This is a genomic window from Anabaena sp. CCY 9910 (genome assembly GCF_963920875.1).
GTDB classification, from domain to species: Bacteria; Cyanobacteriota; Cyanobacteriia; order Cyanobacteriales; family Nostocaceae; genus Trichormus; species Trichormus variabilis.
This window is the reverse complement of record NZ_CAWUDJ010000008.1, coordinates 116,144-141,786: the sequence shown is the minus strand read 5'-3', so window position 1 is coordinate 141,786 and position 25,643 is coordinate 116,144. Positions and strand designations below refer to the sequence as shown.

Here is a 25,643-nt window from a genome sequence, read left to right as displayed (position 1 = left end):
CCTTGTGTCAGTTGTCAGTTGTCAGTTGTCAGTTGTCCTTTGTTTTGTACTAAATGACTAATGACTGATGACTAATGACTAATCACTACCAGACGTAGCAGAGTACTTCACCACCCAAGTTTTGCCGCCGTGCTTCGCGGTCGGTCATGATCCCACTGGATGTGGAAATAATGGCAATACCGATGCCACCTAGTACTCTTGGTAATTCTTTACGGTTGGAGTAAACACGTAACCCAGGCTTACTTACACGCTTGAGGGCGGTAATTAGTGGTTGACGATTTTTCCCCTTGTATTTCAAGGCAATCACCAGGTTACGTTTTACTTCGTCTCCTTCTTCGGAAATTTCAGCAATAAAGCCTTCTTCCTGTAGCACTTTAGCAATGCTACGAGTCATTTTTGTAGCTGGCACTAGTGTAGTTTGATGCCTTGCCATGTTAGCATTGCGGATGCGCGTCAGCATATCTGCAATTGTGTCGTTAGCCGCCATCGTTCCCTCTTTAGATGAACTTATTGATCGCGAAAGGGCATTCCAAATTCTTTGAGTAAGGCGCGGCCCTCTTCGTCGTTTTTCGCTGTGGTGATGATAGAAATATCTAGACCACGGATTTGATCGATGCTGTCGTATTCGATTTCTGGAAAGATTAACTGTTCTCTTACGCCTAGAGTATAGTTACCACGACCGTCGAAGCTTTTGGGGCTGATACCACGGAAGTCTCTAATTCTAGGTAGTGATAGGCTAATCAGTCTGTCGAAGAAAGCATACATCCGTTCGCCTCTTAATGTCACCATGATGCCAACAGGCATACCCTGACGAATTTTAAAGCCAGCGATCGCCTTTTTCGCCCGTGTGACTACTGGCTTTTGACCAGTAATAGTAGCAATTTCGGTTAATGATGCTTCTAGGGATTTAGCATTTTGAGCTGCTTCCCCTAAACCCCGGTTCACGGTAATTTTCACCAATTTTGGTACTTGATGAACATTAGTGTATTGGAACTGCTGGGTTAATTTGGGGATGATTGTCTCTTGATATAAGGTTTTGAGTCTGGTTGTCGCCATAGTTTTTTGTCCTGATTCTCCCTGGGCTTTGTCAGGGAAATTTTAATTTTCCGATTTTAGATTGTAAATTTAATTCCATATCTAAAATCTCAAGTCGGCTAATTCCCTAATTATCGAGAATTTCACCAGTTTTCTTGAGCTTCCTGACTTTCTTGCCTTCGGCGGTGAAAGTGTAGCAGACACGACTAGCGACGTTTTGCTTGGTGGAGTAAAGCATGACGTTGGAACTGTGAATCGGTGCTTCTTGAGTGACAATCCGTCCCGATTCCCCTTCTTGTTGGGGCTTGACGTGCTTAGTTTTGATATTGACACCTTTGACGATGACTTTACTCAGTTGGGGTAGTGCTTTAATCACTTCGCCAACTTTGCCTTTGTCTTTACCTGCAATTACTTGCACGGTGTCGCCAGTCTTGACGTGCAGTTTATGAAACTTGGGTGTTGTGTCCTTTTTACTTGGCATTACAGCACCTCCGGAGCCAGAGAAACTATTTTGGTAAAGTTTTTGTCGCGTAGTTCCCGTGCTACAGGGCCAAATACCCGTGTGCCTCTGGGGTTACCGTCTTTGTTGATGATGACGGCGGCGTTATCGTCGAAGCGAATGGTCATACCGCTATCACGACGGATGTGATGGCGTGTACGGACGATCACTGCTTCCACAACATCAGATTTTTTTACAGCCATGTTGGGTGTGGCATCTTTGACCACAGCAATAATCTTGTCGCCAATGAAACCGTAACGACTGTTACCCGCACCTAAGACACGGATACACATCAATTTACGAGCGCCGCTATTATCTGCGACATTAAGATAGGTTTGGGGTTGAATCACAATTGGTCTCCCTTATAAAGTTGTTATTTTTATAACAACTAAGCTTTGGTGTTGAGAATTTCTGCAACTTGCCAGCGCTTGGTTTTACTCAAGGGTCTGGTTTCCTGAATCCGCACGCGATCGCCCACTTTGCATTTATTTTCTTCGTCGTGAGCTTTGTAACGGCGAGTTTTGACTACAATTTTGCCGTACTTGGGGTGGGGAGCGCGGTTTTCGATGGCGACTACTACAGTTTTCTGCATTTTGTCGCTTACTACTAAGCCAACGCGTTCTTTGATTGCCATAATCTCCTACTTTTATTCTTGAGGCGATTGAGTTGCGGCTGCCCGTTTCCGCTCTCCTTCTACTGTTAACAATTGGGCTAGACGGTGGCGGGCATGGCGGAATTGGTGAGGTTTGTCTAATTGTCTGGTGGCTTTTTGCAAGCGCAACTGAAACAGTTGTTTTTTGACAGCAGTAATTTCCTCAACCAGTCTCTCGTCACTTAGTTCTCTAGCTTCTGAAATTTTGGGAAGTGGCATAACCTACTCCTGTTCCTCTACAACTTGAGAACGCACAATAAACTTAGTTTTAATCGGTAGCTTATAAGCTGCTAGGCGCATCGCTTCACGAGCAATTTCTTCTGTAACACCAGCGATTTCAAATAAAATCCGACCAGGCTTAACTACAGCTACCCAAAACTCTGGATTACCTTTACCGGAACCCATCCGGGTTTCTGCTGGGCGCATGGTTACTGGCTTGTCTGGGAAAATCCGAATCCAGATTTTGCCACCCCGGCGGATATAACGAGTCATTGCTCGACGGGAAGCCTCAATTTGTCGAGAGGTGATCCAAGCTGGTTCTTGGGCTTGGAGTGCGAAATCTCCAAAGTTGAGGGTGCTACCCCGGTGGGCTAACCCTCCCATCCGCCCGCGTTGTTGTTTGCGGAATTTAGTTCTTCTTGGACTTAACATTGTTTGTCAAAAGTCAAAAGTCAATGGTTAATAGTCAATTAGTCAATGGTCAATAGTCAAACAATTTGAACTGTGGACTATGGACTGTGGACTGTGGACTATCCTTCGTTGGAGCGGTCTTCAAACTGCTGGCGGCGGCGTTGTTGTTGACGACGGCGAGGCTCACGATCGCGATCGCCACGGTCACGGTCGCGGTCACGGGTTGAAGGCGGTGGTGCTGCTACTTCTTGTCCGGGGATGATTTCGCCTTTGAATACCCAAACTTTGATGCCAAGAATACCGTAAACGGTTTTGGCTGTGCAGTAAGAGTAGTCAATATCAGCTCTTAAGGTGTGTAGAGGTACTCTACCTTCCCGTGTCCACTCTGTCCGGGCAATTTCTGCACCGTTGAGGCGACCGCTAACTTGAACTTTGATACCTTGAATGCCAGCTTTTTGAGCGCGTTGAATTGCTTGACGCACTACCCGACGGAAGGAAACACGACGTTCCAACTGTTGAGCGATAAATTCGGCAATCAGGTAAGCATCGGCATCAACTCGTTGTACTTCTACTACGTTGATGCGAATTTGGCGATTACCACCCAAAAGTGTTTGTAGTCCAGTACGCAATGCTTCAATACCTTGCCCACCACGACCTACAACTACGCCTGGGCGAGCTGTACGCACTTCTAGGTCAATTTGATCGGCTTTCCGTTCAATCCGTACTTCGGAAATACCTGCGTTATTTTGTGCGAGTCTACCCAGTTTTTGTTCTATATATTGACGTAGTTTGTGGTCTTCTTGTAGAAGTTCTGGATAGCGGCTAGGTTCGGCAAACCAACGCGATTGGTGTTCTTGGGTAATTCCCAGGCGAAAGCCAACTGGATGAATTTTTTGTCCCACAAATGCTTCCTCTAAAATTTCTGACTTTAACGCAATTTTTTGTGTCTAGGACTTATTTAGCACCGGCGTTAGCAGCCACAGCCAAGGTGATATGACACGTCGGCTTGCGAATTTGGTAGGCTCTACCTTGCGCTCTGGGTTGGAAACGTTTCAGGACTGGGCCTTGATCAGCATAAGCCTGGGTAATCACTAACTCGGTGCGGTCTAACCCTGCATTATGTTCAGCGTTAGCAGCAGCACTACGCAGCAGTGTTAACACTGGCTCAGTGGCTCGATAGGGCATAAATTCTAGGATAATTAGCGCTTCCCGGTAAGAAAGCCCCCGAATTTGGTCAAGTACCCGACGTACTTTGTAGGGAGACATTCTGATAAAGCGGGCGATCGCTTTTACTTCAGTAGTATCAGTAGCCATAATTTTCTCCAATTTTGTCAGTTGTCAGTTGTTCGTTGTCAGTTGTTTTCACCTACTGACAGCCGACTACTGACTATTGACAACTTACCTACCTGCTTTTTTGTCAGATTTACCATGGCCTCTGTAGGTACGTGTAGGAGCGAATTCTCCCAACTTATGTCCCACCATTTGCTCGCTGATAAAAACTGGAACGTGTTGACGACCGTTGTGGACGGCTATAGTATGACCTACCATTAAGGGCAAAATTGTGGAAGCTCTTGACCAGGTCTTAATGACTTGTTTTTCATTTCTGTCATTAAGCTTTTCAATTTTGCTGAGTAAATGATCGGCGATGAAAGGACCTTTTTTAAGAGAACGACCCATAATTACGAAAGTTTTGAGTTTATGTTGTGAGTTTTTAATTGGAACGCCCCGCTACCGCGCTTCAGCACTAATTAAGACTCACGACCACCACGACCGCGTTTAGAAGATTTACGACGACGGCGTATAATCAACTTGCTGCTGGCTTTCTTGGGTTTGCGTGTTTTAGCACCTAAGGTAGGTTTACCCCAAGGAGTTACAGGGCCGGATCTACCGATAGGCGCTCTACCCTCACCACCACCATGTGGGTGGTCTACTGGGTTCATGACGCTACCTCTAACTTTAGGACGGCGACCTTTCCAGCGATTTCTTCCGGCTTTACCAGCGCTTAAGTTTCTCGCGTCGGTGTTACCTACTTGGCCGATGGTGGCGTAGCATTCCCGACGAATCAAGCGGACTTCTCCAGAAGGTAGCTTGAGGGTGACGTAATTCCCTTCTTTGGCTACGACTTGAGCTGTAGCACCAGCAGAGCGAACAATTTGACCGCCTTTGCCTGCTTTTAACTCTACGTTGTGAACGCTTGTACCTAAGGGAATGTTCGCCAAGGGTAAAGCATTACCATCTTCAATGGGAGATTCTGGCCCAGCAATAATTACTGTCCCAACTTTTAAGTTGTTTGGATGCAGGATGTACCGTTTTTCCCCATCTTCATAGGAAACTAAGGCAATCCGAGCGTTCCGGTTGGGATCGTATTCAATAGCTATGACTGTGGCAGGAATACTACGTTTATCCCGTTTAAAGTCGATGATCCGATATAGTCTTTTGTGTCCACCACCACGGCGACGGCTAGTAATCCGACCTTGGTTGTTGCGGCCTTTTGCCCTGTGTTTATATACCGTTAGTGACTTTTCTGGCTCGGTTTTGGTAATTTCCGCGAAGTCGGAAATCGTAACCTGGCGAGTACTGGGGGTATAAGGGCGGTAAGAACGAGTACCCATGATAGTTTATACCTCTGGGAATAGAACTTGTCTGATTTTCTCTACATCCCCAGGGGCGATAGTGACGATCGCTTTCTTATATTGGGGCTTAAAGCCAATAAATTTACCTACACGTTTTTTTCTGCGTGGTGGCAATGCGGTATTGACTTTGACAACTTTGACCTGAAATAGGTCTTCAATTGCTGCTCTGATTTGTGGCTTGGTAGCCTTAGGAGTCACTTCAAAGGTGTATTTATCCTGCTCCATCATGATGGTCGCTTTTTCTGTCAAGATGGGGCGACGCACTAAATCGGGCAGGTTGCGGGGGTCAAACTTAGCCATTGTAGACCTCCTGAATTTTTTCTAATGCTGATGTGGTGACAACTATTTTGTCAGCGTGCAGCAAGTCATAAACGTTGAGTTGGTCAGCCGCAATGAGTTTTAAGTTCTCAATGTTACGAGCAGACAAATACACGTTTTCAGGAAATTCCGACAAAATTAACAATATTTTGCTTTCTGGTTCTGCACCCCAACGAGTGAATGCTGCCACTAAATCTTTGGTTTTGGGGCGGGATAGCTCGTTGCTAAATTCTTCTACTAAAATCAAATCGTCTATACGGCTGACAAGTGCTGTCCGCAGTGCTAAACGCCGCTCTTTACGGTTCATTTTTAGGTCGAAATCTCTGGGTTTAGGTCCAAAGATCACGCCACCACCACGCCATAAGGGTGAACGGATGGAACCTGCACGAGCGCGACCTGTGCCTTTTTGCCGCCAGGGTTTACGACCACCGCCTCGGACTTCAGCACGGGTTTTGGTGCTGGCTGTTCCTTGACGAGCGTTGGTTTGTTGTCTAACTAGGGCGCGGTGTACGATGTGCGCCGCCGTTGTTTCTTTGGCAACCCGCAACTCGAACGTTTTCTGTCCGACTTGCTCTCCCTGCCAATTTTTTACTACACTCTCTACCATTTTTCTGTCCTTTATCAGTTGCTTAGTTGTCAGTTGTCATTAACATTTGAGTATTGACTTGTGACTACTTCCCAACTTTTTTAGCAGGTACAATACTTAGTAAGGAACCTGGTTTACCAGGAACAGCTCCTTTAATTAGCAGTAGGTTGCGTTCTGCATCAACGCGGATTACGGTCAGTTTGCGAATGGTGACGCGAGTACCACCTAAACGACCAGCCATCCGCTTACCCGGATAGACACGTCCTGGGGTTGTACCTGCACCGATGGAACCAGGCGCTCTGTGGTTTTTGGAACCGTGGGACATTGGCCCGCGTCCAAAGTTATTCCGCTTTTGGTTGCCTGCAAAGCCGCGACCGATACTTGTACCGATTACGTCTACAAGTTCACCTGCACTAAAAATATCTGCTTTAATTTCTTGACCTAAAGCATAATCGCTAGAGCTATCTGTGTGATACTCTTTCAAATGCCGTAATGCTGGGGCAGATGATTTAGCTAAATGCCCTAGTAAGGGTCTATTCAAGGCCTTGGGTTTGACTTCGCCATAACCAACTTGGATGGCAGCGTAACCGTCGGTTTGTTTACTTTTAACTTGGGTAACAACGCATGGCCCCACTTGTACGACTGTGACAGGAATTGCGACTCCTGCTTCGTCAAATATTTGGGTCATGCCCAGCTTGGTGCCGAGAATCCCTACTGACACAGTAACTGGCTCTCCTTTCTACGAAATCGGGTTTTCTAGACACACTGTGTGGTTTCCGGTGATGAACGGACGAAATTGTGAACTTGTATGGGGTTGATGCCACTGCAAATTCTGCCGGACACAATCAGGCGGTGTCTTTGTTTGCTGAATCTATTTAGTTACACTCATTTAATTACCAGAACAGCCACAAGCGACTTCTCTAAGGAAGGGGTAGCTTCTGGTATTAGGGCAAGCTCTTACAGCTTTGCGCTTTGTGCAGCAGCGCTTTCGTCCAAGCGTTTGCATAGGCACTTTCTGGCGGCAGCACCTGAAGGGTATCTCCCAGTTTGAGGCATCTGCCGTGTCGTAGTGGACTTAAGCAGTTTTTACCACTCAGTATCCTTTAACTGAAACCTGTGTAATGCTATGAAACCAACACTACTGCTCAGTTTCTACTTCACTAAACAAATCCAACCTTAGCTTAAGGTTTTGCTTGTTCTTTGACTACACGAGTGAATGTAGTCTAGGGATGATGGAATTTAGTATTTAGCCATCAACTCTTGGTTTGACCTAAAAGCTTTTCTAGTTTATCAGTCTTTGATCCATTACGGCTAGTTTATTCTTTTCCAGAATAGACTCATTAGCTGCTGAAGCTAACACCAGCCCAAGGCGATCGCAACACGATACCCTGATAGTTCAGATTGGTCACAATCTAATAATATAAACTATCCAATGATAATTGTCTAGAAAATTTATAGATTAATTTTTTTGGCTGCTATGTACAGTCAAGTTAGCACGATTGAGTATAGCTTATTTAAAGTATAAGCTTCCTGATCTCACTGAATCTCTCACTTCACAGTAAATAATAGAGATATGAAAGTGGGATATGACAAAACCTCAAAAAATTTATGGCACTAATTACCACTGGTAACGGTTTAATTCGGGATCTAGAGAAATTTGGATCTGTAGGAGTTTACGTACCTCTAGAAGGAGGTTTTGAAGGTCGATATCGGCGGCGGTTGCGTGCTGCTGGCTATACAACTCTGCAATTTACTGCTAGGGGATTGGGTGACGTAGCAGCCTATCTCACAGGAGTTCATGGGGTAAGACCTCCCCATCTGGGCAAAAAAAGCTCTGGTAATGGTGCAGCAGTAGGGAATGTATATTATCTGCCACCAATTGTTGGTTCTCAGCTAGAACACCTGCCACCAAAGTCTAAGGGTTTGGTGTTGTGGATCATCGAAGGGCATATTCTATCTGATCAAGAAGTGGAATTTTTAACCGATTTGCCAAAGCTGGAACCAAGAGTGAAAGTTGTTGTTGAGAGAGGAGGCGATCGCACTTTCCGTTGGAAGGCTCTTAAGGATACGTTCTCTGCTAGCTATCAAGCTGTTTAGGTGACTGGGGGCTGGGAACTGGGGATAAGGAATAGTTTTTTCCTCACGACTCAGTACTCAGCACTCACAAAGTTATCAGCATTTCCATTGTACTGAGACGAAAACCACAGGATGTAAACAATTTTCTGGCTGCTTCGTTGATGGCTGCGGTGTCTAGGCGAATTTGCTCTACTCCCATTTGCCGAAAGCGTTCAATGGTTAGTTTTACTATTTGCTTGGCGATACCTTGTTGGCGATATTCTGGTTCAACCCAAATATCGTGAATAAATCCAAATTCTTTTGTCCGATAAATTGGTATTTCTTGCTCGACTGTCGCCGCAACAAAAGCTACTAGTTGTCCTTGGTTTTCAGCTACCAGAAACACACTGCCTTCTTGATGGGCTAATCTGGTCAACCATCTTTGATAGCGCTTTTCAGGCTGTGGTAAAAAACCATACTTGTCAGCATCCCAAGATTCATGCACAGCACAAATTTTGGCGACCATTGGTAAAACAGCAGGGACATCAGCTGGCGTTGCAGGGCGAATCAGCATAGGTTCTAAGAGTGTCTACAGGCTAGCACCACAGGGCGCAATTTCTCATTATGTTGTTGGGAGAGTTCTAGACATTGCTAATAGGTGGACTTAATTTACGTCGTGGCGTATTGGAGGAGTAGGATGATCAACTCCCAAACCTCTTCAAAAACTGACTGGGTAAATTAGGTCAAATTCGCGGTAAAGGGTGATTTGAGAGGAATTATCTGCATCTTTTAAAACTTCATAATCTAAACCGCCTGTAATTTGGGTGACTGGTCGTTTCAAGGGTTTCTCAAATTGATGCCACTCGCGGTTACTCCACTCATAAATTGCTGCATCTAAATCGTTTTGCAATTCGGAGGCTAACAAGAATAGTTCTAATTTATCTTTTGTGTTGCCAGTCAGGACAAATTTGAGGGAGATTGACTGAGTAATTGCGGGTCTGGGTTCGTTAGCGGCTAAAGTTTTACAATCTCCCAGTTGGATATCGTAAGGCTGTAATTGCAGATGTTCCTGTTGCTTCAGGGTGATTTCGATGTCTTTTAAGCGTTGATCTAGATAAGGTAGTAGTCCTAGTTTGGCATCGGTCAACAACTTGCGAATGTTGGAAGGTTGGGTCATGGTTACTTTTTATCCAGTTACCCAGTAAGATTAGCGTTTTGTTGGTTAGTAAATAGATAAACTTTGAAAAACTTTGTTTGGGAAAGAGTTTTATTTAGTCTTGTTGGTGGGCAAATTTAGCAGCACCCCAAAGAGAAAGGGCGATCGCTATGACTAGTAAGACAGGTATGCTATACCAAGGGAATTGAGATAAGGGCAAGTTGGCGGCTGCGCGTAGCCCCGTACTGGCATAAGTTAAAGGGAATAAATAAACGACGACTTGGAATGCTGTTGGTAAGGTACTGGGGTCGAAGAAGGTTGCACCCAAAAAGGACATGGGGATAATGACGAAGTTGTTGTACAGTCCTACCGATTCGAGCGATCGCACTGATAATCCCACAATTACACCCAAACCTGCAAATACTGCACAATTTAACACCAACAACAGCAAAAACAGGGGATGAAGAAAATTCCAATTCCTAGTGATGATCAAGGCTACCAATATCACTGAACCGGAAGTCATTAAACCTCGCACAACTCCAGCCAGCATTTTACCCAGTTGCAGTGCTAAGGGATGTATGGGCGTGAGTAATAGTTCTTCAAAGGTTTTGGTAAATAATCTATCTCCACAAATTGAGAATGTTGTGCCACCAAAGCTGATGGTCATGGAAGATAGGGCTACCATACCGGGCAAGATGAATTCTAAATAGTTATTGTAATTGCCACTGATGGCGGAACCTGGTCTAATTGAGCTACCCAGCCCTAAACCAAAAGCCAAAATATATATTAGTGGTGAGATTAATCCAGATGCAGCTACTTGGGCTACGCGTACCCGTAAATCTAACCAATCTCCCCAAAAGATAGTCAGACTATCAGCTAACAGGATTTGCAGTTGTGAGGTTTTAAACTTTTTGCCCCAGATTAAGGATTTTTGAGATGCCACTTTTTTCTGTCAGGTTTCATATTGGTTGTAAATATTACTTTACATTTTTTGACATCTCAATGTCTTGAGAGTAGGTAAGTTTTCATGGGTGAGTCCTAATAAATAATTGGTCATTATTGACGCTCAAAACAAAGACGCAGTGACAATATCACTACGTCTCGCCTTTAGCTATATATGTTTTGTCAAAGAATATTGTTAAACGCAAGTGCGTATTAATTGTCGTCTTGACACTTTTGTAAGGGTGGGTGATGACACCCAAATCAAAACCTACCCACCCCATTTTGTGTTTTTTAAAGCCAGCTTACTTAGTTCAACCCTAATCCCAATCAGGAATATTTTGGGCTTCTTCACCACCAATACCGATCGCAGTATTATAAATTTCCGCATCGGTGATGGTGAGATTATCCATTGATGCACCGTACACATTAGAGTCGATCACATGGGCGCGAGTCAAGTTTGCCCCATTCAGGTTAGCTTTTTTGAAATTGACGTTGGTTAGGTAGGCTGAAGTTAAGTTAGCTTTTTTTAAGTTGGCGTTAGTTAAGTCAGCACCTTCGAGGTTAGCGCCAGAGAGGTTAGCACCTGCCAAATTTGCTCCTCGTAAGTCAGCACCAATTAAATGAGCGCCACTGAGGTTCATGCCTGTTAGATTACACCCGTTACATTCCCCTGTTGATAATAACCTTTGTAGGTCTTGCGGATTACCAGCTGTTACTGAGTTAGCCAAAAATAGGGGAGTTGCTAAGGCAAGCGCCGCGAATAGCTTAAGTTTCATAATTATCCCCCTTTCTATGTAGGTTGCGTCCGTTCTTTACCTCACATTTCTATTATCTCACTAAAATTCAGGAGAATGTTGATTTAAAGCACAACTTGTTTGTAATGTAAGAGATGTTTGATGGGATCTTGGATATTAGATTGGCTCTGGTTTTCAGAGATTTATATCTAAAGGAATAAGCACAAATACTTGGATTAATTTACTGTTAAATATTTTTAAGTTAATGTACCAATTAGTATAGTTATCTTATTAAAACTTTTCAGTGTGTGAATATTACTAAATGGTACACAGTAGTAATAATGTTTGGTACTTTATATCATCAGAAAATTCCGCATATACTGATTAACTAATTCTGGCTTTTCTTGTTGTACCCAGTGTCCACAAGCGGGAATATACTTAACTTGCAGGTCTTTGACATAGGTTGAGGTGTCATAGGTGAGTTCTTTACCAAGAGCAGTATCATTCTCTCCCCAAATCAATAGTGTCGGCACATTCAAAACACCCCAGCTTTTATTAAAAAAGGAGTGAGAAAAAATGTTACGGTAATAATTCAACATAGCCGTGAGCGCACCTGGTTTTGCAGCTGCATTTCTATAAGTATTGAGGTCATCTGGAGTAAAAGCATTTTTATTAACTGCTGTGGTTTGAATAGTGTTGGGAATTGCTTGATAATCTGTAGATTGGAGTAGTAATTCAGGTAATGCAGGGATTTGAAAAAAGAAGATATACCAACTACGTAATAACTGTTGAGGAGTGTATAGACCTTGAATAAATTTGGCTGGGTGCGGTAAGTTGAGAATGATTAATTTCTCCAGCATATCGGGGTAGGCGTATGCAAATGACCAAGCGATCGCACCACCCCAATCATGACCAACTAGGATACACTTCTCATGTCCTAATTCTTTAATGAGTCCTGCCACATCTTTGATAAGCTCATCCATGACATAAGCAGATTGCTCTTTTGGCTTATCACTATCGTTGTAGCCACGTAAGTCCACAGCAACAACTTGATAATGTTGGGCAAATTCCGGGATTTGATGTCGCCAGGAATACCAACACTCAGGAAAGCCGTGTAACATCAGCATCAATGTCCCTGTTCCTTGGGTAACGTAGTGTAGTCTTACGCCATTGGTAATGATGTATTCATGTTTCCAAGTCTCTTGGGTAACGGACATATAAGACTCCTATGTAATTTACTGATTGATTCGTAGAGGTGGGTAATGGGTAAGAGTTTTGGCTCACTTAATTAATTATCAAATCCAGAGATGACTATAGTATGATGTAGCATTTTTAAATAAAAAACATCTGTTTATAGAGAGTATTCTTCCAGCAGTTACAGACCAAATGCAGGTAATAAAAGAGTGATACAGATAAGTCATCAATACTTGTGAGCAAAAGTTACTGCGCCACTGGATAGTATGTAATAAAGTTAAGCTAGATAAAAGTCATGCCTGACATCAAAGAACACGCAGTTATTCTTGCCAGACAATTTCTGCCTTATTACAGATTTATGCGTACGCAAGAATCAACTATTGATAGTGGTCAGGGATTACAAACAGAACTAAACAGTAATTCTATTAAAGTTTTAAATTGGAATATTGCTAAAAATAACTTTGAGAAATTTTGGTTTCAAGACTTTTTTAAAATCCTTAGGCTGTACCAGCCAGACCTCATATTTCTACAAGAAGTCCGGATGGGTGTGAATGTGGAACAGATTATGGGCTTTACAAACATGAATTGGGCTTATGCACCTAATTTTATCGATGCTCATCATCAAACTTATTCAGGTATTTTAACTGCGGCTAAAATTAGTGCGATCGCTAAAAAAGTTATCATTACAAAACACCATGAGCCTGTGTTTAAAACTCCTAAGGTTTCACTGATTAGTGAATACTCTTTATCTCATAAGCAACAGACACTTTTAACTATTAATAGTCATTTGATCAATTTTGTTGATTTAGATAAATTTAAAGCCCAACTACACGAATTGGAGTTAGCTATATCCACCCATAGGGGACCGATTATATTTGCTGGGGATTTCAATACCTGGAGTCGTAGACGAGTAGTCCTTGTAGAGAAAACTGTAATTAGATTGGGTTTAAGAGAAGCACATTTTGCGCCTGAAGAAAACAAGAAGATTAAAAGGTTTCTTTTGTCACCCCCCCTAGACTATATTTTTTATCGTGGTCTGAATGAAAAACTAGATAGTGCTAAGGTTTTAGATGAAATTTGTTCATCCGATCATAAACCTTTACTGGCAGAATTTACTTATGTCGATACGTAAGAAAATCAGATGCTGATAGACAGTAGCATCCTTGCTTTTTTTAGTGCAGCTACAGTTGTTGTTCATGGTTTGGGAATTGCCCATGCTGCCCATGCTGTGATGAATGTGCGTTCTTCTCGTGGGGCGATCGCTTGGAGTATTTCGTTAATAACTTTTCCCTGGCTGGCTATTCCTTTATATTGGATTTTAGGCAGAACTAAGTTTCATGGATATTCTGAAGCCATCCGCTCAGTTTACACCCAACATTATCAATTTGTTCGCCAGGCTTACATGGAAATTGCGAAATTCCAGGTGCCAGTTGTGGCAAAATTGGAACCATTACAACTACTAGCTGAAGCCTGTATTGGTATTCCTTTTACATCTGGTAATAATGCCAAATTATTAATTAATGGTCAGCAAACTTATGCAGCCATGTTGAGTGCGATCGCATCTGCCAATGGTTATATTTTGCTGCAATCCTACATTATTGTTGATGACAAAGCTGGGAATGAGTTTAAAGATGCTCTAATTGCCAAGGCAAAGCAAGGAGTAAGAGTTTACTTAATTTATGATGAAATTGGTTCTAATAAAATCTCTCACCTTTATATTAAATCTCTGCAAAAATATGATATTCAAGTGAGTGCATTTCATACTACCAAAGGCAGAGGTAATCGTTTTCAATTAAATTTCCGCAACCATCGCAAAATTTTAGTAGTTGATGGGAGAACGGCGTTTATTGGTGGTTTGAATATTGGTGATGAATATCTGGGTAAAAATCCCCGCTTGAGTCCTTGGCGTGATACCCACATGATGTTACAAGGCCCCACTGTCCAAAGTCTGCAAGGATGTTTTTTACAAGATTGGTATTGGGCGACTCGTCAAGTTATCGATGTAAACTGGCAAGTGCAACCCAATTGGGAAAGCGATTACACAGCATTGGTATTTCCTACTGGCCCCGCAGATAAGTTGAAAGCTTGTAAACTGTTTTTCGTCAACACCATCAATCAAGCACAAACTCGTCTCTGGATTGCTACTCCCTATTTTGTGCCGGATGATTCCACTTTAACAGCCTTGAAATTGGCAGCACTACGCGGTGTAGATGTGCGGATTATTTTACCAAATCGACCGGATCATTTACTTGTGTATTTGTGTTCCTTTTCTTATTACACAGAGATGAAGGCGATGAATATTCAATTATATAGATATAAACGTGGATTCATGCACCAGAAAGTGATACTCATTGACGAAGAGATGGCAGGTGTAGGAACGGTTAATTTAGATAATCGCTCATTCTTTCTCAACTTTGAAGTTATGGGTTTTGTCGCCAATTCTCAATTTGTTAAAAGTGTAGAAGAAATGTTACAAGCTGATTTAGCGGCTGCTTTGGCCGTGGATTTTTCGGATTATGAGAGAAAATCTTTTTGGTTTAAGTTAGCTGTAAAAATATCTAGTTTGTTAAAACCTTTGTTGTGATAAATTTTCTTGATGAAGCGGTACAGATGGCGTTAAATGAGATGGATGCCTATTGTCGCAGTTTTGAACGGCAAGTTTTACCTAGACTGGTGCAAGATGGTATTGCTGTATTGGGAATGAAATCAATGGGCAACCAAAAAATTCTTAATAGTAATGTAGTTAAACCAATTGAATGTCTGCATTACGCATAGATTGTGAGATAATATATGCAAAATTGAAAAAATGTAATGAATATAAAGCAAACACTCACATCTATTATTAAAGTTATCTCCACAATTCTCATCAGCACTGCTATTGGCTTGGAACTATGGAATATTTATGCAGTAGTTACTAATAGCAATATTCCCAGCATTTTAAATCCTATTTTCTGGGTTGAGCGCTTTGCTGTAAGCTGCCATTTTTTGGAAGGAATAATTGCCGCGTTTTATGCTCGTAGCAAAAAAAAGATGCCAATTCAATATGGCATCTATACATTTTTTGTGGGTACAGTTGGTTTATTAGAATTGTTTAGCAAAGAATCTGAAGATATATGTAATGTAGAGGCTAAATATTAGACTGCAATGACCCCTGGTCTGTCGTAGAGCATTGCCTCTTTCGCCTCTTCTGGTTGCAATATTTCCGTAATTTCGTTTGCAGGTGCAGGGATACCAAAGTAATATCCCTGACCTTCTTGACACCCACGCTTTTGTAAATAACTAAGCTGTTGTTGGGTTTCGATTCCCTCGGCTGTAATTTTTAATTGTAAGCTTTTTGCTAGGGCAATAATAGCGTTAGTCACCGCAGCACTATCAGGATTAGAACATACATCCTGCACAAATGACCGATCAATTTTCAGCATATTTACGGGAAAGCGCTTCAGATAGTTGAGAGAAGAGTAACCAGTACCAAAGTCATCTAAAGCTAACCATACACCTAATTCTCGTAACTGTTTGAGTATTGTTACTGAGCGCTGAATGTCTGCCATTAAAGAACTTTCAGTGACTTCCAGTTCCAGATATGATGGATGCAGACCACTCTCCTGTATGATTTCACCGACAAGCTCCACTAAATTTGATTCTTCAAACTGTCGAGATGATAGGTTTACTGACATCCGTATTGGTGGAAGTCCTGCAAGTTGCCAAGCGCGGTTTTGCAGACAAGCAGTGCGTAATACCCATTCGCCAATTTCCACAATCAAGCCGTTGGCTTCAGCAATGGGAATAAACTTGGCGGGAGATACTAAACCTCGTGTAGGATGTTGCCAGCGTACTAATGCTTCAACGCCTGTGATTTGCCTAGTCTGTAAATCGATGATGGGTTGGTAATAAACCACTATTTCATTTCGCTGTAATGCTCCATGTAGTTCATTCTCTAAGGCTAATCGTTCTTGCAGTTGGGCGTTAATTTCTGGCGAATAGAACTGGTGTTGGCTGCGCCCTTGTTGCTTGGCTTGATACAAAGCTACATGAGCCTGCTGCAACAACTGGTCTACATCATAAAGATTATCCGGTTGATTAATTGTGATACCAATGCTAGCTGTGATGTGAATATGGTTGCCTTGAATTATGAAAGGTTTGCTTAAGGCAGTCAGCAAGAGTTGTGAAAGCTTGATGATACTTTCAATTGAATGAATGTCTAAACGAACGATCGCAAATTCATCGCCACTCAAATAAGCTAAAGTATCCTTCTGAGCTAAGCAGCTTGTCAAGCGCTGGGCTACGGCTCTTAATAGTAAATTTGATAGCTCATGTTCTAGGGTATGACTCATTCCAGTAAAATCATCAATTCCTAACACCATCACAGCTACCATTTTTTGGCTGTATTGCTGGGAGATAGCCTGATTGACACGTTCCCGCAATAGCTCACGATTAGGCAAGCCTGTGAGTTTGTCATAATTGCTGATATAGTCAATCAACTCGTCCAATTTGCAGAGAGTTTGTGATGTATCTGCCATGAGAGTACCTGCTTCATCCACAAATTCTGTAGGCAGACTGGGTAAAGTTTTGTTATTGAGGTAGTCTCGCAGGGTAGCGGATGTCAAATTGACGGGAATCAGGAGATGGTGAAGTGCATAAAGAGTAACAACCGTACCAATTAACGTAGCGAATAAAGCAATCACCAAAACTCTAATTGTCATCTCCCAAGAGTAGGAATTAGAAATGACAAAACTGAAGAGTAAAGTTAAAAGCGGAATGTGAGTCCCCAAAAACGCCACCAACATAATTTTGGCGGTGTAATTTTTTTTGAGCAACCGAAAATTATCTAGGGTTGAGTATAGGTAGAGCTTCTGATTTAACTGCATAGATTCTAATGTGGGGTTTGAAAGTTGGCAAATTGGCGCTCAGTTATTCTTGTCATCCTGATTCACCAGCCAGTAGAAACAAACCAATATGAGGTTATTTATTATGCTGCCCTAAATAAATATCGAATATATAGAATTTTCCTTATAGTTTCTGTAAATATTGGGTATGGGGTTATTTACGAAAAAAATAATGACGTAATTTTACTTAAGTATTAATAAATTTAACGTAAAATAAAAATCAAAGCTTTTGTGAGTGTAAATACTGATACCGGAGTATGGCTGATTGCTAGAATTTTGCAGATAAAATTTGCAGCATATTTGCAGAGTTTAAAGAAACCATGCAATGCAAGCAAAGAATGGGTAGGATGAGTAGGAGCGATCGCTGTAATAATTAATAGATCCCTTACTGCTAGCTAATATCAATTATTTTCACATCACTCAAATTTAGTTTTCTCGGTTACTAAATAAAAATATTCATCTAACAATGAATGAATCAAATTTTGAGAAAGAAACTGAACACATTAACATTGAGTCTGACGATGATAACAGTCATTTGCAACAAATAAATGCAGAACTGAGAGATTTCATGGAGACACTGCCGCCCCCAATAGTTCTTCAACAATACAATAGTATTCTTCCCAATACATCTGACCGAATTATTGCTATGGCTGAGAGAGAACAAGAACACAGACACAAAATGAGGGAAAAGCTGATAGATGTGCAAATCTCTGATATCAAACAAGAAAGGTATGAGAGACGTTTAGAACAAATCTTTGGATTTTCCCTTGGTGTGGTATCAATGATAGCTGGTGCAATCATAGCCGTTTGGAAATCTCCTTTAGCTGGTAGTTGCATCTGTTCAACAGGTATATTTTCTGTTGTTTTTATCTTCCTTCTGAGCCGTGAAAAGCAACATAAAAATATTTTTATATCAGACCCAAAAAATCCTCATATTCTAGATAAGATAGACTTAATAAAGTAGTAAAATATTTAAACATAGTTAAATGAGTCCTAATCTTATACTAATTTCTTATGTACATCTAATATATAGGGTTTAATTTATAGTAATCTTCTAAAAGATTATAAAGTGATTGATGATTCTCTAGCAATTGCTGTGGTTTTTCAAAGAATGTTTCAGTCGCTACAGCAAAAAATTCGGCGGGGTTAGTCGCACCATACGCATTTATTATAGTCTCTCTTCCTTCTTGAATATCATTGCAGAGTTGTTGATATTCTGCGGTCATTACTTTAGACCAAATGGGATAATCTGATTTGTTTGGCAAAATAGGCACGCCATCAGCTTTACCATCTTCTTGATCTAACTGGTGGGCAAATTCATGTAGAATAACATTATGTCCATCTTGCAAGTTGTGAATATCGTATTGTATCTGCTCCCAAGATAATATAAGTTGGTCTTTAGTCCATGATTCGCCTAATCTGGCATCACGCCTTTCTTCAACAATATAATTATCAATAGCAACGGTTTGAGTAACAAAATAAGTTGTGGGGTAAATCAAAATCGAGTGCAGTTTAGGGAAATATTCTCCTCGCTCATTAAGTAGAAGTAAACAGGCTACAGCAGCAATTGTTAATTTCATTTCTTCAGTCACTTGCAAGCCTCTACAACCAATAAATTGTTTCTCTACTAAAAACACTTGAATATGCCCTTGCAGCCGTCGCCTTTCTTCAGGAGAAAGGCGCAAGTAAATAGGCAGATTATTTTCAATAATGGCATTCCAAAGCGGAGGGAATGGACGTTGTTTAATCCGATATCTGCGTTTATTTTTGAGGGTGGGACTGATAAAAATCCAACCAATAACCAGCCCAATAATGATAAAAATAATAACTGATTTCAACATTACTTGTGCCTGTGGATGTTGTGAAGCGATTTTAGGTTACCCAATCTATATAAGACTTACGCAAACAGGTTGTCTATCGAAACTGGGTGTAAGAGTGTAAGGGTATAAGGGTGTAAGGGTTTTAAAAATTTATACCCTTACCTACAGCCTTTTTCACACCTTTGAGCTTTCATCTACACAGTAACAGACTCTAACGATCGCACAAGCGCCCATGAAAAACTTTAAAGCCAGCGATCGCTAATAATCGCCAAAGCATAGGGACAAACTTAACGTAAAATTATCTTTTATCTAGCCCTCCTCACTTCATCTACCCCATGCTTTGCGACTACCTGGTACAAATTCTGACTGCTCGTGTGTATGATGTTGCCCAGGAATCACCTCTGGAGTATGCCCCCAATCTTTCAGCCAGACTGAATAATAAACTATTGCTGAAGCGGGAAGATATGCAGTCTGTGTTTTCCTTTAAGCTGCGGGGTGCTTACAACAAGATGGTGAATCTAACACCCGATTTACTAGCACAGGGTGTAATTGCTGCTTCTGCGGGGAATCATGCCCAAGGTGTGGCACTAGGTGCAAAACAGCTAGGGACAAGAGCAATTATTGTTATGCCGGTGACTACTCCCCAGGTGAAAGTAGATGCAGTTAAAGCACGAGGGGGAGAGGTGGTATTGCATGGGGATACCTATGATGACGCCTATGCCTACGCGCGGCAGTTGGAGGCAGAGAAAGGTTTAACATTTATTCACCCCTTTGATGATCCTCATGTAATTGCCGGACAGGGAACTATTGGGATGGAAATTCTCAGACAATATCAGCAACCTATTCATGCGATTTTTGTGGCTATTGGCGGCGGCGGTTTGATTTCGGGGATTGCGGCTTACGTGAAACGGTTACGTCCAGAAATTAAAATTATTGGGGTTGAGCCTGTTGATGCTGATGCTATGAACCAATCCTTGCAAGCTGGTAAACGGGTGCGATTGTCACAGGTGGGTTTATTTGCCGATGGGGTAGCAGTGCGGGAAGTGGGAGAAGAAACCTTCCGGCTGTGTCAGGAATATGTGGACGAGATTATTTTGGTGGATACAGATGACACTTGTGCAGCCATTAAGGATGTATTTGAAGATACTCGATCTATTTTAGAACCTGCGGGGGCATTGGCGATCGCTGGCGCTAAGGCTTATGTAGAACGAGAACAAATCCAAGGACAAACTTTAGTCGCTGTCGCCTGCGGTGCAAATATGAATTTTGACCGTTTGCGCTTTGTTGCAGAACGGGCAGAATTTGGTGAACGCCGCGAAGCTATTTTTGCAGTGACAATTCCTGAAACACCTGGGAGTCTGCGGAAGTTTTGCGAATGTATTGGTAGACGCAATTTGACAGAGTTTAACTATCGCATTGCTGATGAAAAAATTGCCCATATTTTTATTGGGATGCAGATTCAAAACCGTGCTGACAAAATCCATATGGTGGAGACTTTTGCAGAATGTGGTTTTGAAATCCTTGATTTAACAGATGATGAACTGACAAAATTGCACTTGCGCCACATGGTGGGTGGACACTCTCCCCTAGCCCATAATGAATTACTTTACCGTTTTGAATTTCCTGAACGTCCTGGGGCGTTGATGAAATTCGTTGCTTCCATGAGTCCCAACTGGAATATCAGTATGTTCCACTACCGCAACAATGGTTCAGACTACGGGCGCATCGTGGTAGGAATGCAGGTTCCACCGCAGGAAATGGAAGAATGGCAAGCATTTCTCGATTCCCTCGGCTACCAGTATTGGGATGAAAGCCAGAACCCAGCCTATAAGTTATTTTTGGGATGAAGTGTAATTCAATTTCAGGCTGATTCACTGATTCGTTATAATATTGGACGATAAACTTTGCTAAAGAGGGCAAATGTATGACTAGCCGTGAGCAGCTTATCCAAGAACTTGCAGAAGTTCCAGATGAGTTAGTTCAATTAATGTTAGATTTTTTGCATCGGGTTCAGACAACACGTACTCATCATCCTCTAGCGAAATTCGCTGGTATTTTGAGTGACGAAGAGGCGGCTGATTTACAGCAAGCCATTCAAGCTGATTGTCGTCAGGTTGATTTAAATGACTGGTGAGATTGCATTAGATACTTCTGTTGCAATACGTTTTTTGAATGGTGATCCTGATGTTGTTTCAAGGGTGTTGGCATTACCAGAAATATTTTTGTCGGTGGTGGTAGTGGGAGAGTTACTGTTTGGGGCTGAGAACTCGACTCGAACGTTGAAAAATCTTCCTCGATATTTGGAGTTTATAGAAGTTTGTACAGTTGTGCCTGTGGAAAAGAGAACGGCACTTATCTATGCTCAGACTCGTTCAGTTTTGAAGCGCAAAGGACGACCAATTCCTATGAACGATGTTTGGATTGCAGCGCATTGTCTGGAACATGGCTGGGTAATTGTGACTGATGATTCAAATTTTGATTATGTGGATGGATTGGTGATAGAGCATTGGTAATGATGGCTATTATGTTTTGCGATCGCCTTTTCGTATCATCTTAATGGGCGATTGCTTAAGTCTGCAATATTCAACAGCGATCGCCATCAATTTTTACCATACTCTTGTACGAAAAAAATCTGTCCGACTGCTTTTATATTTTGCTTCATAACCCACAACAAACGATTCTCTAAGGTTCGACTATCTTTATCCAAAAGATCAATTATTGCCTTGACTTTCCCAGCATAATCACGATCATGTTTAAAAATAATTATGCCAGCATGATTTGGTGCAGTGCGATGTAGATCGATAAAATCTTGGCGATTTTCCGTAATCAAAATGCGACCTGTCGCTGTGGCATACTGCAAAACAACATCGTCGGGAATCCCTTGATTTGCTTGACCTGCTTCGTAGGAAGTTAATACATCGTGTCCCTCCGATCTGAGTAAGTTTACCATTGCGATGGGAAAATTTTCATTGGAGTAAAATTGTAATACCATTAAACTAAATCATCTTGGGCAATTTCTCGATCGATTTGTTCGGGATTTTGTTCGTAGTAATGCCAAGCTGCACTTAAATCTTCCGCAGTCAATCCAGGATAATTTGCCAATAATTCTTTATCCGGCGCACCTTGTTGACGATATGCTACCAAAGTCCATACAGGAATTCGTGTATTTCTAATTCGCGCTTGTCCTCCGCAAACTCCAGGTGTAATCTGAATCGGATTTTGCAACATTTGCACGTAATTTAATGCTTGGTCAACTAATTCCTCTGGTAAAGCTGCAATTACTTCGAGTAGTTGAGTCTTCTTATTCATGACGATAAAATCTCTCTCGCTGATCTCATCCTAACTTGAAATTTTTGCGATCGCCTCCGCAATATTCAACAGCGATCGCCCCATACATAGCGCACTCATAGCCAATTACATAAAAGACAAATCTTCAGCAAGAATCAAGTTAATTTCGTAATCATCTAACTCCTGTAAATGAGTGACGATGCGGTTAGCTTGTTGTTCAATGCTACGTTCAAATAGCGCCCGCGCAAAGCGTCCATTACCAAAGCTTTTGTCTCGTTTGGCATAGGCGACCTCAAAGGTGGCTTGCAGAACGATAATGGCTGATGAGTCTAAAATATAACCGTTGTCTTGACAGAATTTCTTAAAAATCAATAGCAACTGATTGGGAGTATAGTGATCAAGATAAAATAACCGATTCAATCGTGATTTAAAACCGGGGTTTAACTCTAATAGCCGATCCATCTCATCAGTGTAGCCGGCGACAACCACAGCCATGCGATCGCGGTAATCTTCCATACGTTTAATTAATATCTGCAATGCTTCCTTGCCAAAATCATTAGGGGTATCTTCAGCCGCTAAGGCGTGGGCTTCGTCAATGAACAAAACACCACCAATGGCTTGATGTACAGCACTTTCCACTCGTAGGGCAGTTTGTCCAATATAACCGCCAATGATGCCGGCGCGATCGGTTTCGACAACGTGTCCCCGTGGAAAAAATCCCAGTTGTTTATATAAACGCCCTACTAAACGGGCGATGGTCGTTTTACCTGTACCTGGAGGGCCGTAAAGCATCAGGTGTAGTGAAGTGTCTACTATTTTTAGTCCTCGTTTTCTCCGTTCCGTTTGTACTTTTAAGTAGTTGGCTAAGGAGAAAAGTTGATGCTTCGTTTGCTCATGGCCAACTAATGCCTTTAAGTCTGCAAACACTGCTTCCACAGTATCCTTTTCTGGGGGGTCATGCTCAACAAAAGAGGCTTTTGTCTCCTGCTTGGAATCACGAACATCGATATTACCCCCAACTGACTCTTTTTCCGTATCAGGAGCGCTGACAATTAAACTATGGACTTTCATTTTGATTTTGTCATGAATCACAAAACCAAAATTTTTCCCTGAGACATCAACTAACTTATCGGCGGGGAATTTATCTACTAGGGTACTGTTGATATAGAACTCTACCATATTACCCACACGGGCAATTTCCAACAGATTAACCGAGTCACTACGGTGAATGCGATCGCACCTTTTCCAATCTGTGTAATTAATAAAGTTACCATCTTTGATCTCCGTGATACGATAGTGACCATTGCCCGAAATCACGAACTCAAAGAAATTGCTAACGTCTGACAATCCCCAAACAAAACCATAACCGTGATCATCTACACCAGCAGCTTTTTCTACCACTATATGAATATGAAAATTTGTTCTCTCATAAAAGAACTCGGCTGAGTTCCACGATAGCCAATATGTATCACCTGCACGTTTATGGTCAAATACATAATGACTCACATCCATGCAAAGGCTACACTCTTCACTATCTCGTGTTACCCAGCTACAGCGATTGTCTTGAAAATGCTCTTCAAAAATCAGCATTGCGTTCCTCTGTAGCTCTGTGTGTAAAATCAGCTGCTAGCTATTTCACTCTAACAAGAGGTTTTATGATTTTATAACCCCTCTCCCTGGCAGAAGAGCCATTAACTTATTCAGCAACTTTCTAAATAAAACACCAGTAATTTTAGACATCAGCTTGTTTTGTAAATGTTTACCGTGAAGTAGTTGCTGTCCAGAAGCATGAACCTTTGATTTGAGGGGTGTAGGGGTTTGGGGGTTTAGGGGTGTAGGGTTTGAAAAATTTACATCCTTGTTCAAATCTTAGCCTCTCCCAGAGAAGGCTAGGGCTGGTATTATTTACCAAGCAAGTTGCTTAACACCTCGCTACCGCTAACAGTCCTTAGATTCTTTACTCTCCAAAGATCAAAATGTCACTAACTGCATCTTCCACACCTCAAGGATTTAGTACCTTTATTACTAATTTGGGTATACGTGATACCACTGAAGATTTCGTATTCTTACGATCAGATGTACCTTGTGTAGCTGATGGCGTATTTACTCAAAGCCTTTTTGCAGGGCCTAGTGTGACTATTAGTCGTCAAAATTTACAGAATGGGCAAGCACAAGGGATTATTATCATTTCCAAAAATGCCAACGTTGCCAATGGTGCTGTGGGGACTGCTGATGCTGAGGAGATTATACAACTCGTGGCACAGGAAACTGGGATTGCTGCCGAAAATTTGGCGATCGCATCCACTGGGGTAATTGGTAGACGTTACCCCATAGAAAAAATTCGTGCTGGCTTGGTAGGAATGGGTCAAAAACTGACATCTGCTGATTTTGACTTAGCTGCGCGCGGTATTATGACCACTGACACCGTATCTAAAATCGCTGCACGACAAGTTGGTAATGCCAAATTGGTGGGTATTGCTAAAGGTGTCGGCATGATTGAGCCAAACATGGCAACAATGCTAGCTTTCTTTTTCACTGATGCAGCAATTTCTGCCAATACACTGCGTCAAATTTTTCGCTTTACCATAGATAAAACATTTAATTGTCTGAGTATAGATACTGACACTTCTACTAGTGATAGCGCGGTAATTTTGGCGAATGGTTTAGCGGGTGAAGTTCCCGAAGCCGAATTTGCTGGTGCGTTGCAAGAAATTGCCCATGAGTTAGTGTTAAAGATTGCTCGTGATGGTGAAGGGGCGACTAAGGTAATTGAAGTGACTGTAGACTCAGCCGCTAACTATGCTCAAGCTAAACGGGTAGCTAAAGCGATCGTCAACTCACCACTAGTTAAGACTGCTGTGTATGGTGCAGATCCTAATTGGGGAAGAGTAGCTATGGCAATAGGCAAATGTGAAGATGAACGGGATATTAATCCAGAGCAGGTGGTAATTAGATTTGATGAAGTGCAAGTTTATCCTAATACTTTCCAAGCGGAAAACTTGGAGAAATTAAAAGAAATTATGTCCCAAGAAAAAGTCAATATTCACGTTAGTTTGAATATCGGTACAGATGTGGCTACTGTATGGGGTTGCGACTTGACAGAGGGTTATGTGGAAATTAACGGCAAGTACTCTACTTAAGCAGGGGTGAGGGAGTGCTGAGTTCCCAGCCAATAGTCAACGATTCAGCTTTGCTCATCGTTGACCCTGTTTTAAATT

Annotated in this window: 34 protein-coding genes; 10 read left to right on the top strand and 24 right to left on the bottom strand. The window is 41.9% G+C overall.

From position 1 onward, the window contains the following. Nucleotides 1-85: 85 nt before the first annotated feature. The 14 genes from rpsH to rplC form a co-directional block, all read right to left on the bottom strand. Nucleotides 86-487 carry a 30S ribosomal protein S8 gene (gene rpsH / locus ACM5QX_RS09300; protein ID WP_011317569.1) on the bottom strand — a complete coding sequence of 134 codons (402 nt, stop codon included), beginning with the start codon at nucleotides 485-487 and terminating at the stop codon, nucleotides 86-88. A gap of 20 nt (nucleotides 488-507) precedes the next feature. Further along, nucleotides 508-1,056 carry a 50S ribosomal protein L5 gene (gene rplE, locus ACM5QX_RS09295; protein ID WP_011317568.1) on the bottom strand — a complete coding sequence of 183 codons (549 nt, stop codon included), beginning with the start codon at nucleotides 1,054-1,056 and terminating at the stop codon, nucleotides 508-510. Nucleotides 1,057-1,162: 106 nt separating this feature from the next. Further along, nucleotides 1,163-1,516, bottom strand: a complete 354-nt coding sequence (gene rplX / locus ACM5QX_RS09290) for a 50S ribosomal protein L24 (protein ID WP_011317567.1) — start codon at nucleotides 1,514-1,516, stop codon at nucleotides 1,163-1,165. Then, nucleotides 1,516-1,884, bottom strand: a complete 369-nt coding sequence (rplN, locus tag ACM5QX_RS09285) for a 50S ribosomal protein L14 (RefSeq protein WP_010998343.1) — start codon at nucleotides 1,882-1,884, stop codon at nucleotides 1,516-1,518. Before rplN ends, rplX begins: the two co-directional genes overlap by 1 nt. Nucleotides 1,885-1,922: 38 nt before the next feature. Next, nucleotides 1,923-2,168 (bottom strand): 30S ribosomal protein S17, encoded by a 246-nt coding sequence (gene rpsQ / locus ACM5QX_RS09280; RefSeq protein ID WP_190408718.1) that lies wholly within the window; start codon nucleotides 2,166-2,168, stop codon nucleotides 1,923-1,925. Nucleotides 2,169-2,180: 12 nt separating this feature from the next. Beyond that, nucleotides 2,181-2,405: a 50S ribosomal protein L29 gene (rpmC, locus tag ACM5QX_RS09275; protein ID WP_010998345.1), complete on the bottom strand. Its 225-nt coding sequence runs from the start codon at nucleotides 2,403-2,405 to the stop codon at nucleotides 2,181-2,183. A gap of 3 nt (nucleotides 2,406-2,408) precedes the next feature. Next, entirely contained in the window at nucleotides 2,409-2,837 is a 429-nt protein-coding gene (gene rplP, locus ACM5QX_RS09270; protein ID WP_010998346.1) for a 50S ribosomal protein L16, read from the bottom strand. Between the two features lie 98 nt (nucleotides 2,838-2,935). Next, nucleotides 2,936-3,718 carry a 30S ribosomal protein S3 gene (gene rpsC / locus ACM5QX_RS09265; RefSeq protein ID WP_011317566.1) on the bottom strand — a complete coding sequence of 261 codons (783 nt, stop codon included), beginning with the start codon at nucleotides 3,716-3,718 and terminating at the stop codon, nucleotides 2,936-2,938. 52 nt (nucleotides 3,719-3,770) lie between these two features. Next, the gene (rplV, locus tag ACM5QX_RS09260) at nucleotides 3,771-4,130 is read right to left on the bottom strand and encodes a 50S ribosomal protein L22 (RefSeq protein WP_414753278.1); all 360 of its coding nucleotides are present in this window, start codon (nucleotides 4,128-4,130) and stop codon (nucleotides 3,771-3,773) included. Between the two features lie 84 nt (nucleotides 4,131-4,214). Beyond that, on the bottom strand, nucleotides 4,215-4,493 hold the full coding sequence (rpsS, locus tag ACM5QX_RS09255; RefSeq protein WP_010998349.1) for a 30S ribosomal protein S19: 279 nt from the start codon (nucleotides 4,491-4,493) through the stop codon (nucleotides 4,215-4,217). Nucleotides 4,494-4,564: 71 nt separating this feature from the next. Further along, complete coding sequence (gene rplB / locus ACM5QX_RS09250; protein WP_010998350.1) at nucleotides 4,565-5,428, bottom strand: 50S ribosomal protein L2; 864 nt, start codon at nucleotides 5,426-5,428, stop codon at nucleotides 4,565-4,567. Nucleotides 5,429-5,434: 6 nt separating this feature from the next. Then, the gene (locus ACM5QX_RS09245) at nucleotides 5,435-5,749 is read right to left on the bottom strand and encodes a 50S ribosomal protein L23 (RefSeq protein WP_011317564.1); all 315 of its coding nucleotides are present in this window, start codon (nucleotides 5,747-5,749) and stop codon (nucleotides 5,435-5,437) included. Further along, complete coding sequence (rplD, locus tag ACM5QX_RS09240) at nucleotides 5,742-6,374, bottom strand: 50S ribosomal protein L4 (RefSeq protein ID WP_011317563.1); 633 nt, start codon at nucleotides 6,372-6,374, stop codon at nucleotides 5,742-5,744. Before rplD ends, ACM5QX_RS09245 begins: the two co-directional genes overlap by 8 nt. A 64-nt stretch (nucleotides 6,375-6,438) precedes the next feature. After that, nucleotides 6,439-7,074 carry a 50S ribosomal protein L3 gene (rplC, locus tag ACM5QX_RS09235; protein WP_011317562.1) on the bottom strand — a complete coding sequence of 212 codons (636 nt, stop codon included), beginning with the start codon at nucleotides 7,072-7,074 and terminating at the stop codon, nucleotides 6,439-6,441. 887 nt (nucleotides 7,075-7,961) lie between these two features. Between rplC and ACM5QX_RS09230 the strand changes: the two genes are divergently transcribed. Then, nucleotides 7,962-8,450, top strand: coding sequence for an NAD(P)H-quinone oxidoreductase subunit N (locus ACM5QX_RS09230; RefSeq protein WP_011317561.1), 489 nt, complete (start codon nucleotides 7,962-7,964; stop codon nucleotides 8,448-8,450). A gap of 64 nt (nucleotides 8,451-8,514) precedes the next feature. On the opposite strand, the gene ACM5QX_RS09225 is transcribed toward ACM5QX_RS09230, so the two are convergent. The 5 genes from ACM5QX_RS09225 to ACM5QX_RS09205 form a co-directional block, all read right to left on the bottom strand. After that, the gene (locus ACM5QX_RS09225; protein ID WP_414753277.1) at nucleotides 8,515-8,982 is read right to left on the bottom strand and encodes an N-acetyltransferase family protein; all 468 of its coding nucleotides are present in this window, start codon (nucleotides 8,980-8,982) and stop codon (nucleotides 8,515-8,517) included. A gap of 144 nt (nucleotides 8,983-9,126) precedes the next feature. After that, nucleotides 9,127-9,585 carry a hypothetical protein gene (locus tag ACM5QX_RS09220; protein ID WP_414753276.1) on the bottom strand — a complete coding sequence of 153 codons (459 nt, stop codon included), beginning with the start codon at nucleotides 9,583-9,585 and terminating at the stop codon, nucleotides 9,127-9,129. A 94-nt stretch (nucleotides 9,586-9,679) separates the two neighbouring features. Then, the gene (locus ACM5QX_RS09215) at nucleotides 9,680-10,507 is read right to left on the bottom strand and encodes an ABC transporter permease (protein WP_414753275.1); all 828 of its coding nucleotides are present in this window, start codon (nucleotides 10,505-10,507) and stop codon (nucleotides 9,680-9,682) included. Nucleotides 10,508-10,823: 316 nt separating this feature from the next. Beyond that, nucleotides 10,824-11,282 carry a pentapeptide repeat-containing protein gene (locus tag ACM5QX_RS09210; RefSeq protein WP_190567474.1) on the bottom strand — a complete coding sequence of 153 codons (459 nt, stop codon included), beginning with the start codon at nucleotides 11,280-11,282 and terminating at the stop codon, nucleotides 10,824-10,826. 311 nt (nucleotides 11,283-11,593) lie between these two features. After that, nucleotides 11,594-12,457, bottom strand: coding sequence for an alpha/beta fold hydrolase (locus tag ACM5QX_RS09205; protein ID WP_414753274.1), 864 nt, complete (start codon nucleotides 12,455-12,457; stop codon nucleotides 11,594-11,596). 272 nt (nucleotides 12,458-12,729) lie between these two features. Here ACM5QX_RS09205 and ACM5QX_RS09200 point away from each other — a divergent pair, with 272 nt between their 5' ends. The 4 genes from ACM5QX_RS09200 to ACM5QX_RS09185 are packed head-to-tail and all read left to right on the top strand — an operon-like array spanning nucleotide 12,730 to nucleotide 15,572. Further along, nucleotides 12,730-13,566 (top strand): endonuclease/exonuclease/phosphatase family protein, encoded by an 837-nt coding sequence (locus ACM5QX_RS09200; protein WP_414753273.1) that lies wholly within the window; start codon nucleotides 12,730-12,732, stop codon nucleotides 13,564-13,566. A gap of 9 nt (nucleotides 13,567-13,575) precedes the next feature. Further along, a complete protein-coding gene (gene cls, locus ACM5QX_RS09195; RefSeq protein ID WP_414753272.1) occupies nucleotides 13,576-15,018 on the top strand; it encodes a cardiolipin synthase in 1,443 nt (480 codons plus the stop codon). After that, entirely contained in the window at nucleotides 15,015-15,209 is a 195-nt protein-coding gene (locus tag ACM5QX_RS09190) for a hypothetical protein (protein ID WP_414753271.1), read from the top strand. The genes cls and ACM5QX_RS09190 overlap by 4 nt, the downstream gene beginning before the upstream one ends. Nucleotides 15,210-15,245: 36 nt before the next feature. Next, entirely contained in the window at nucleotides 15,246-15,572 is a 327-nt protein-coding gene (locus ACM5QX_RS09185) for a hypothetical protein (protein ID WP_414753270.1), read from the top strand. Here ACM5QX_RS09185 and ACM5QX_RS09180 read toward each other — a convergent pair. Beyond that, nucleotides 15,569-17,299: a putative bifunctional diguanylate cyclase/phosphodiesterase gene (locus ACM5QX_RS09180; RefSeq protein ID WP_414753269.1), complete on the bottom strand. Its 1,731-nt coding sequence runs from the start codon at nucleotides 17,297-17,299 to the stop codon at nucleotides 15,569-15,571. The genes ACM5QX_RS09185 and ACM5QX_RS09180 overlap by 4 nt on opposite strands. Nucleotides 17,300-17,783: 484 nt before the next feature. Between ACM5QX_RS09180 and ACM5QX_RS09175 the strand changes: the two genes are divergently transcribed. Further along, a complete protein-coding gene (locus ACM5QX_RS09175) occupies nucleotides 17,784-18,281 on the top strand; it encodes a DUF2335 domain-containing protein (protein ID WP_414753268.1) in 498 nt (165 codons plus the stop codon). Between the two features lie 58 nt (nucleotides 18,282-18,339). On the opposite strand, the gene ACM5QX_RS09170 is transcribed toward ACM5QX_RS09175, so the two are convergent. Further along, nucleotides 18,340-19,158, bottom strand: a complete 819-nt coding sequence (locus ACM5QX_RS09170; protein WP_414753267.1) for a zinc-dependent peptidase — start codon at nucleotides 19,156-19,158, stop codon at nucleotides 18,340-18,342. A gap of 314 nt (nucleotides 19,159-19,472) precedes the next feature. Here ACM5QX_RS09170 and ilvA point away from each other — a divergent pair, with 314 nt between their 5' ends. From ilvA to ACM5QX_RS09155, 3 genes are all read left to right on the top strand, one after another. Then, nucleotides 19,473-20,984, top strand: coding sequence for a threonine ammonia-lyase, biosynthetic (gene ilvA, locus ACM5QX_RS09165; RefSeq protein WP_011317547.1), 1,512 nt, complete (start codon nucleotides 19,473-19,475; stop codon nucleotides 20,982-20,984). 77 nt (nucleotides 20,985-21,061) lie between these two features. Next, complete coding sequence (locus ACM5QX_RS09160; RefSeq protein ID WP_414753266.1) at nucleotides 21,062-21,271, top strand: hypothetical protein; 210 nt, start codon at nucleotides 21,062-21,064, stop codon at nucleotides 21,269-21,271. Next, nucleotides 21,261-21,650: a type II toxin-antitoxin system VapC family toxin gene (locus ACM5QX_RS09155; protein WP_414753265.1), complete on the top strand. Its 390-nt coding sequence runs from the start codon at nucleotides 21,261-21,263 to the stop codon at nucleotides 21,648-21,650. The genes ACM5QX_RS09160 and ACM5QX_RS09155 overlap by 11 nt, the downstream gene beginning before the upstream one ends. A gap of 86 nt (nucleotides 21,651-21,736) precedes the next feature. Here the strand turns inward: ACM5QX_RS09155 and ACM5QX_RS09150 are convergent, their stop codons facing one another. The 3 genes from ACM5QX_RS09150 to ACM5QX_RS09140 all read right to left on the bottom strand — a co-directional run bounded on the left by ACM5QX_RS09150 (nucleotide 21,737) and on the right by ACM5QX_RS09140 (nucleotide 24,015). Continuing rightward, nucleotides 21,737-22,129 (bottom strand): DUF5615 family PIN-like protein, encoded by a 393-nt coding sequence (locus ACM5QX_RS09150; protein ID WP_414753264.1) that lies wholly within the window; start codon nucleotides 22,127-22,129, stop codon nucleotides 21,737-21,739. Beyond that, nucleotides 22,129-22,446 carry a DUF433 domain-containing protein gene (locus ACM5QX_RS09145; protein ID WP_011317545.1) on the bottom strand — a complete coding sequence of 106 codons (318 nt, stop codon included), beginning with the start codon at nucleotides 22,444-22,446 and terminating at the stop codon, nucleotides 22,129-22,131. The genes ACM5QX_RS09150 and ACM5QX_RS09145 overlap by 1 nt, the downstream gene beginning before the upstream one ends. Nucleotides 22,447-22,551: 105 nt before the next feature. Next, nucleotides 22,552-24,015, bottom strand: coding sequence for an AAA family ATPase (locus ACM5QX_RS09140; RefSeq protein WP_414753263.1), 1,464 nt, complete (start codon nucleotides 24,013-24,015; stop codon nucleotides 22,552-22,554). A gap of 386 nt (nucleotides 24,016-24,401) precedes the next feature. On the opposite strand from ACM5QX_RS09140, the gene argJ reads away from it, so the two are divergent. Then, nucleotides 24,402-25,565, top strand: coding sequence for a bifunctional glutamate N-acetyltransferase/amino-acid acetyltransferase ArgJ (gene argJ, locus ACM5QX_RS09135; protein WP_414753262.1), 1,164 nt, complete (start codon nucleotides 24,402-24,404; stop codon nucleotides 25,563-25,565). Nucleotides 25,566-25,643: the final 78 nt, after the last annotated feature.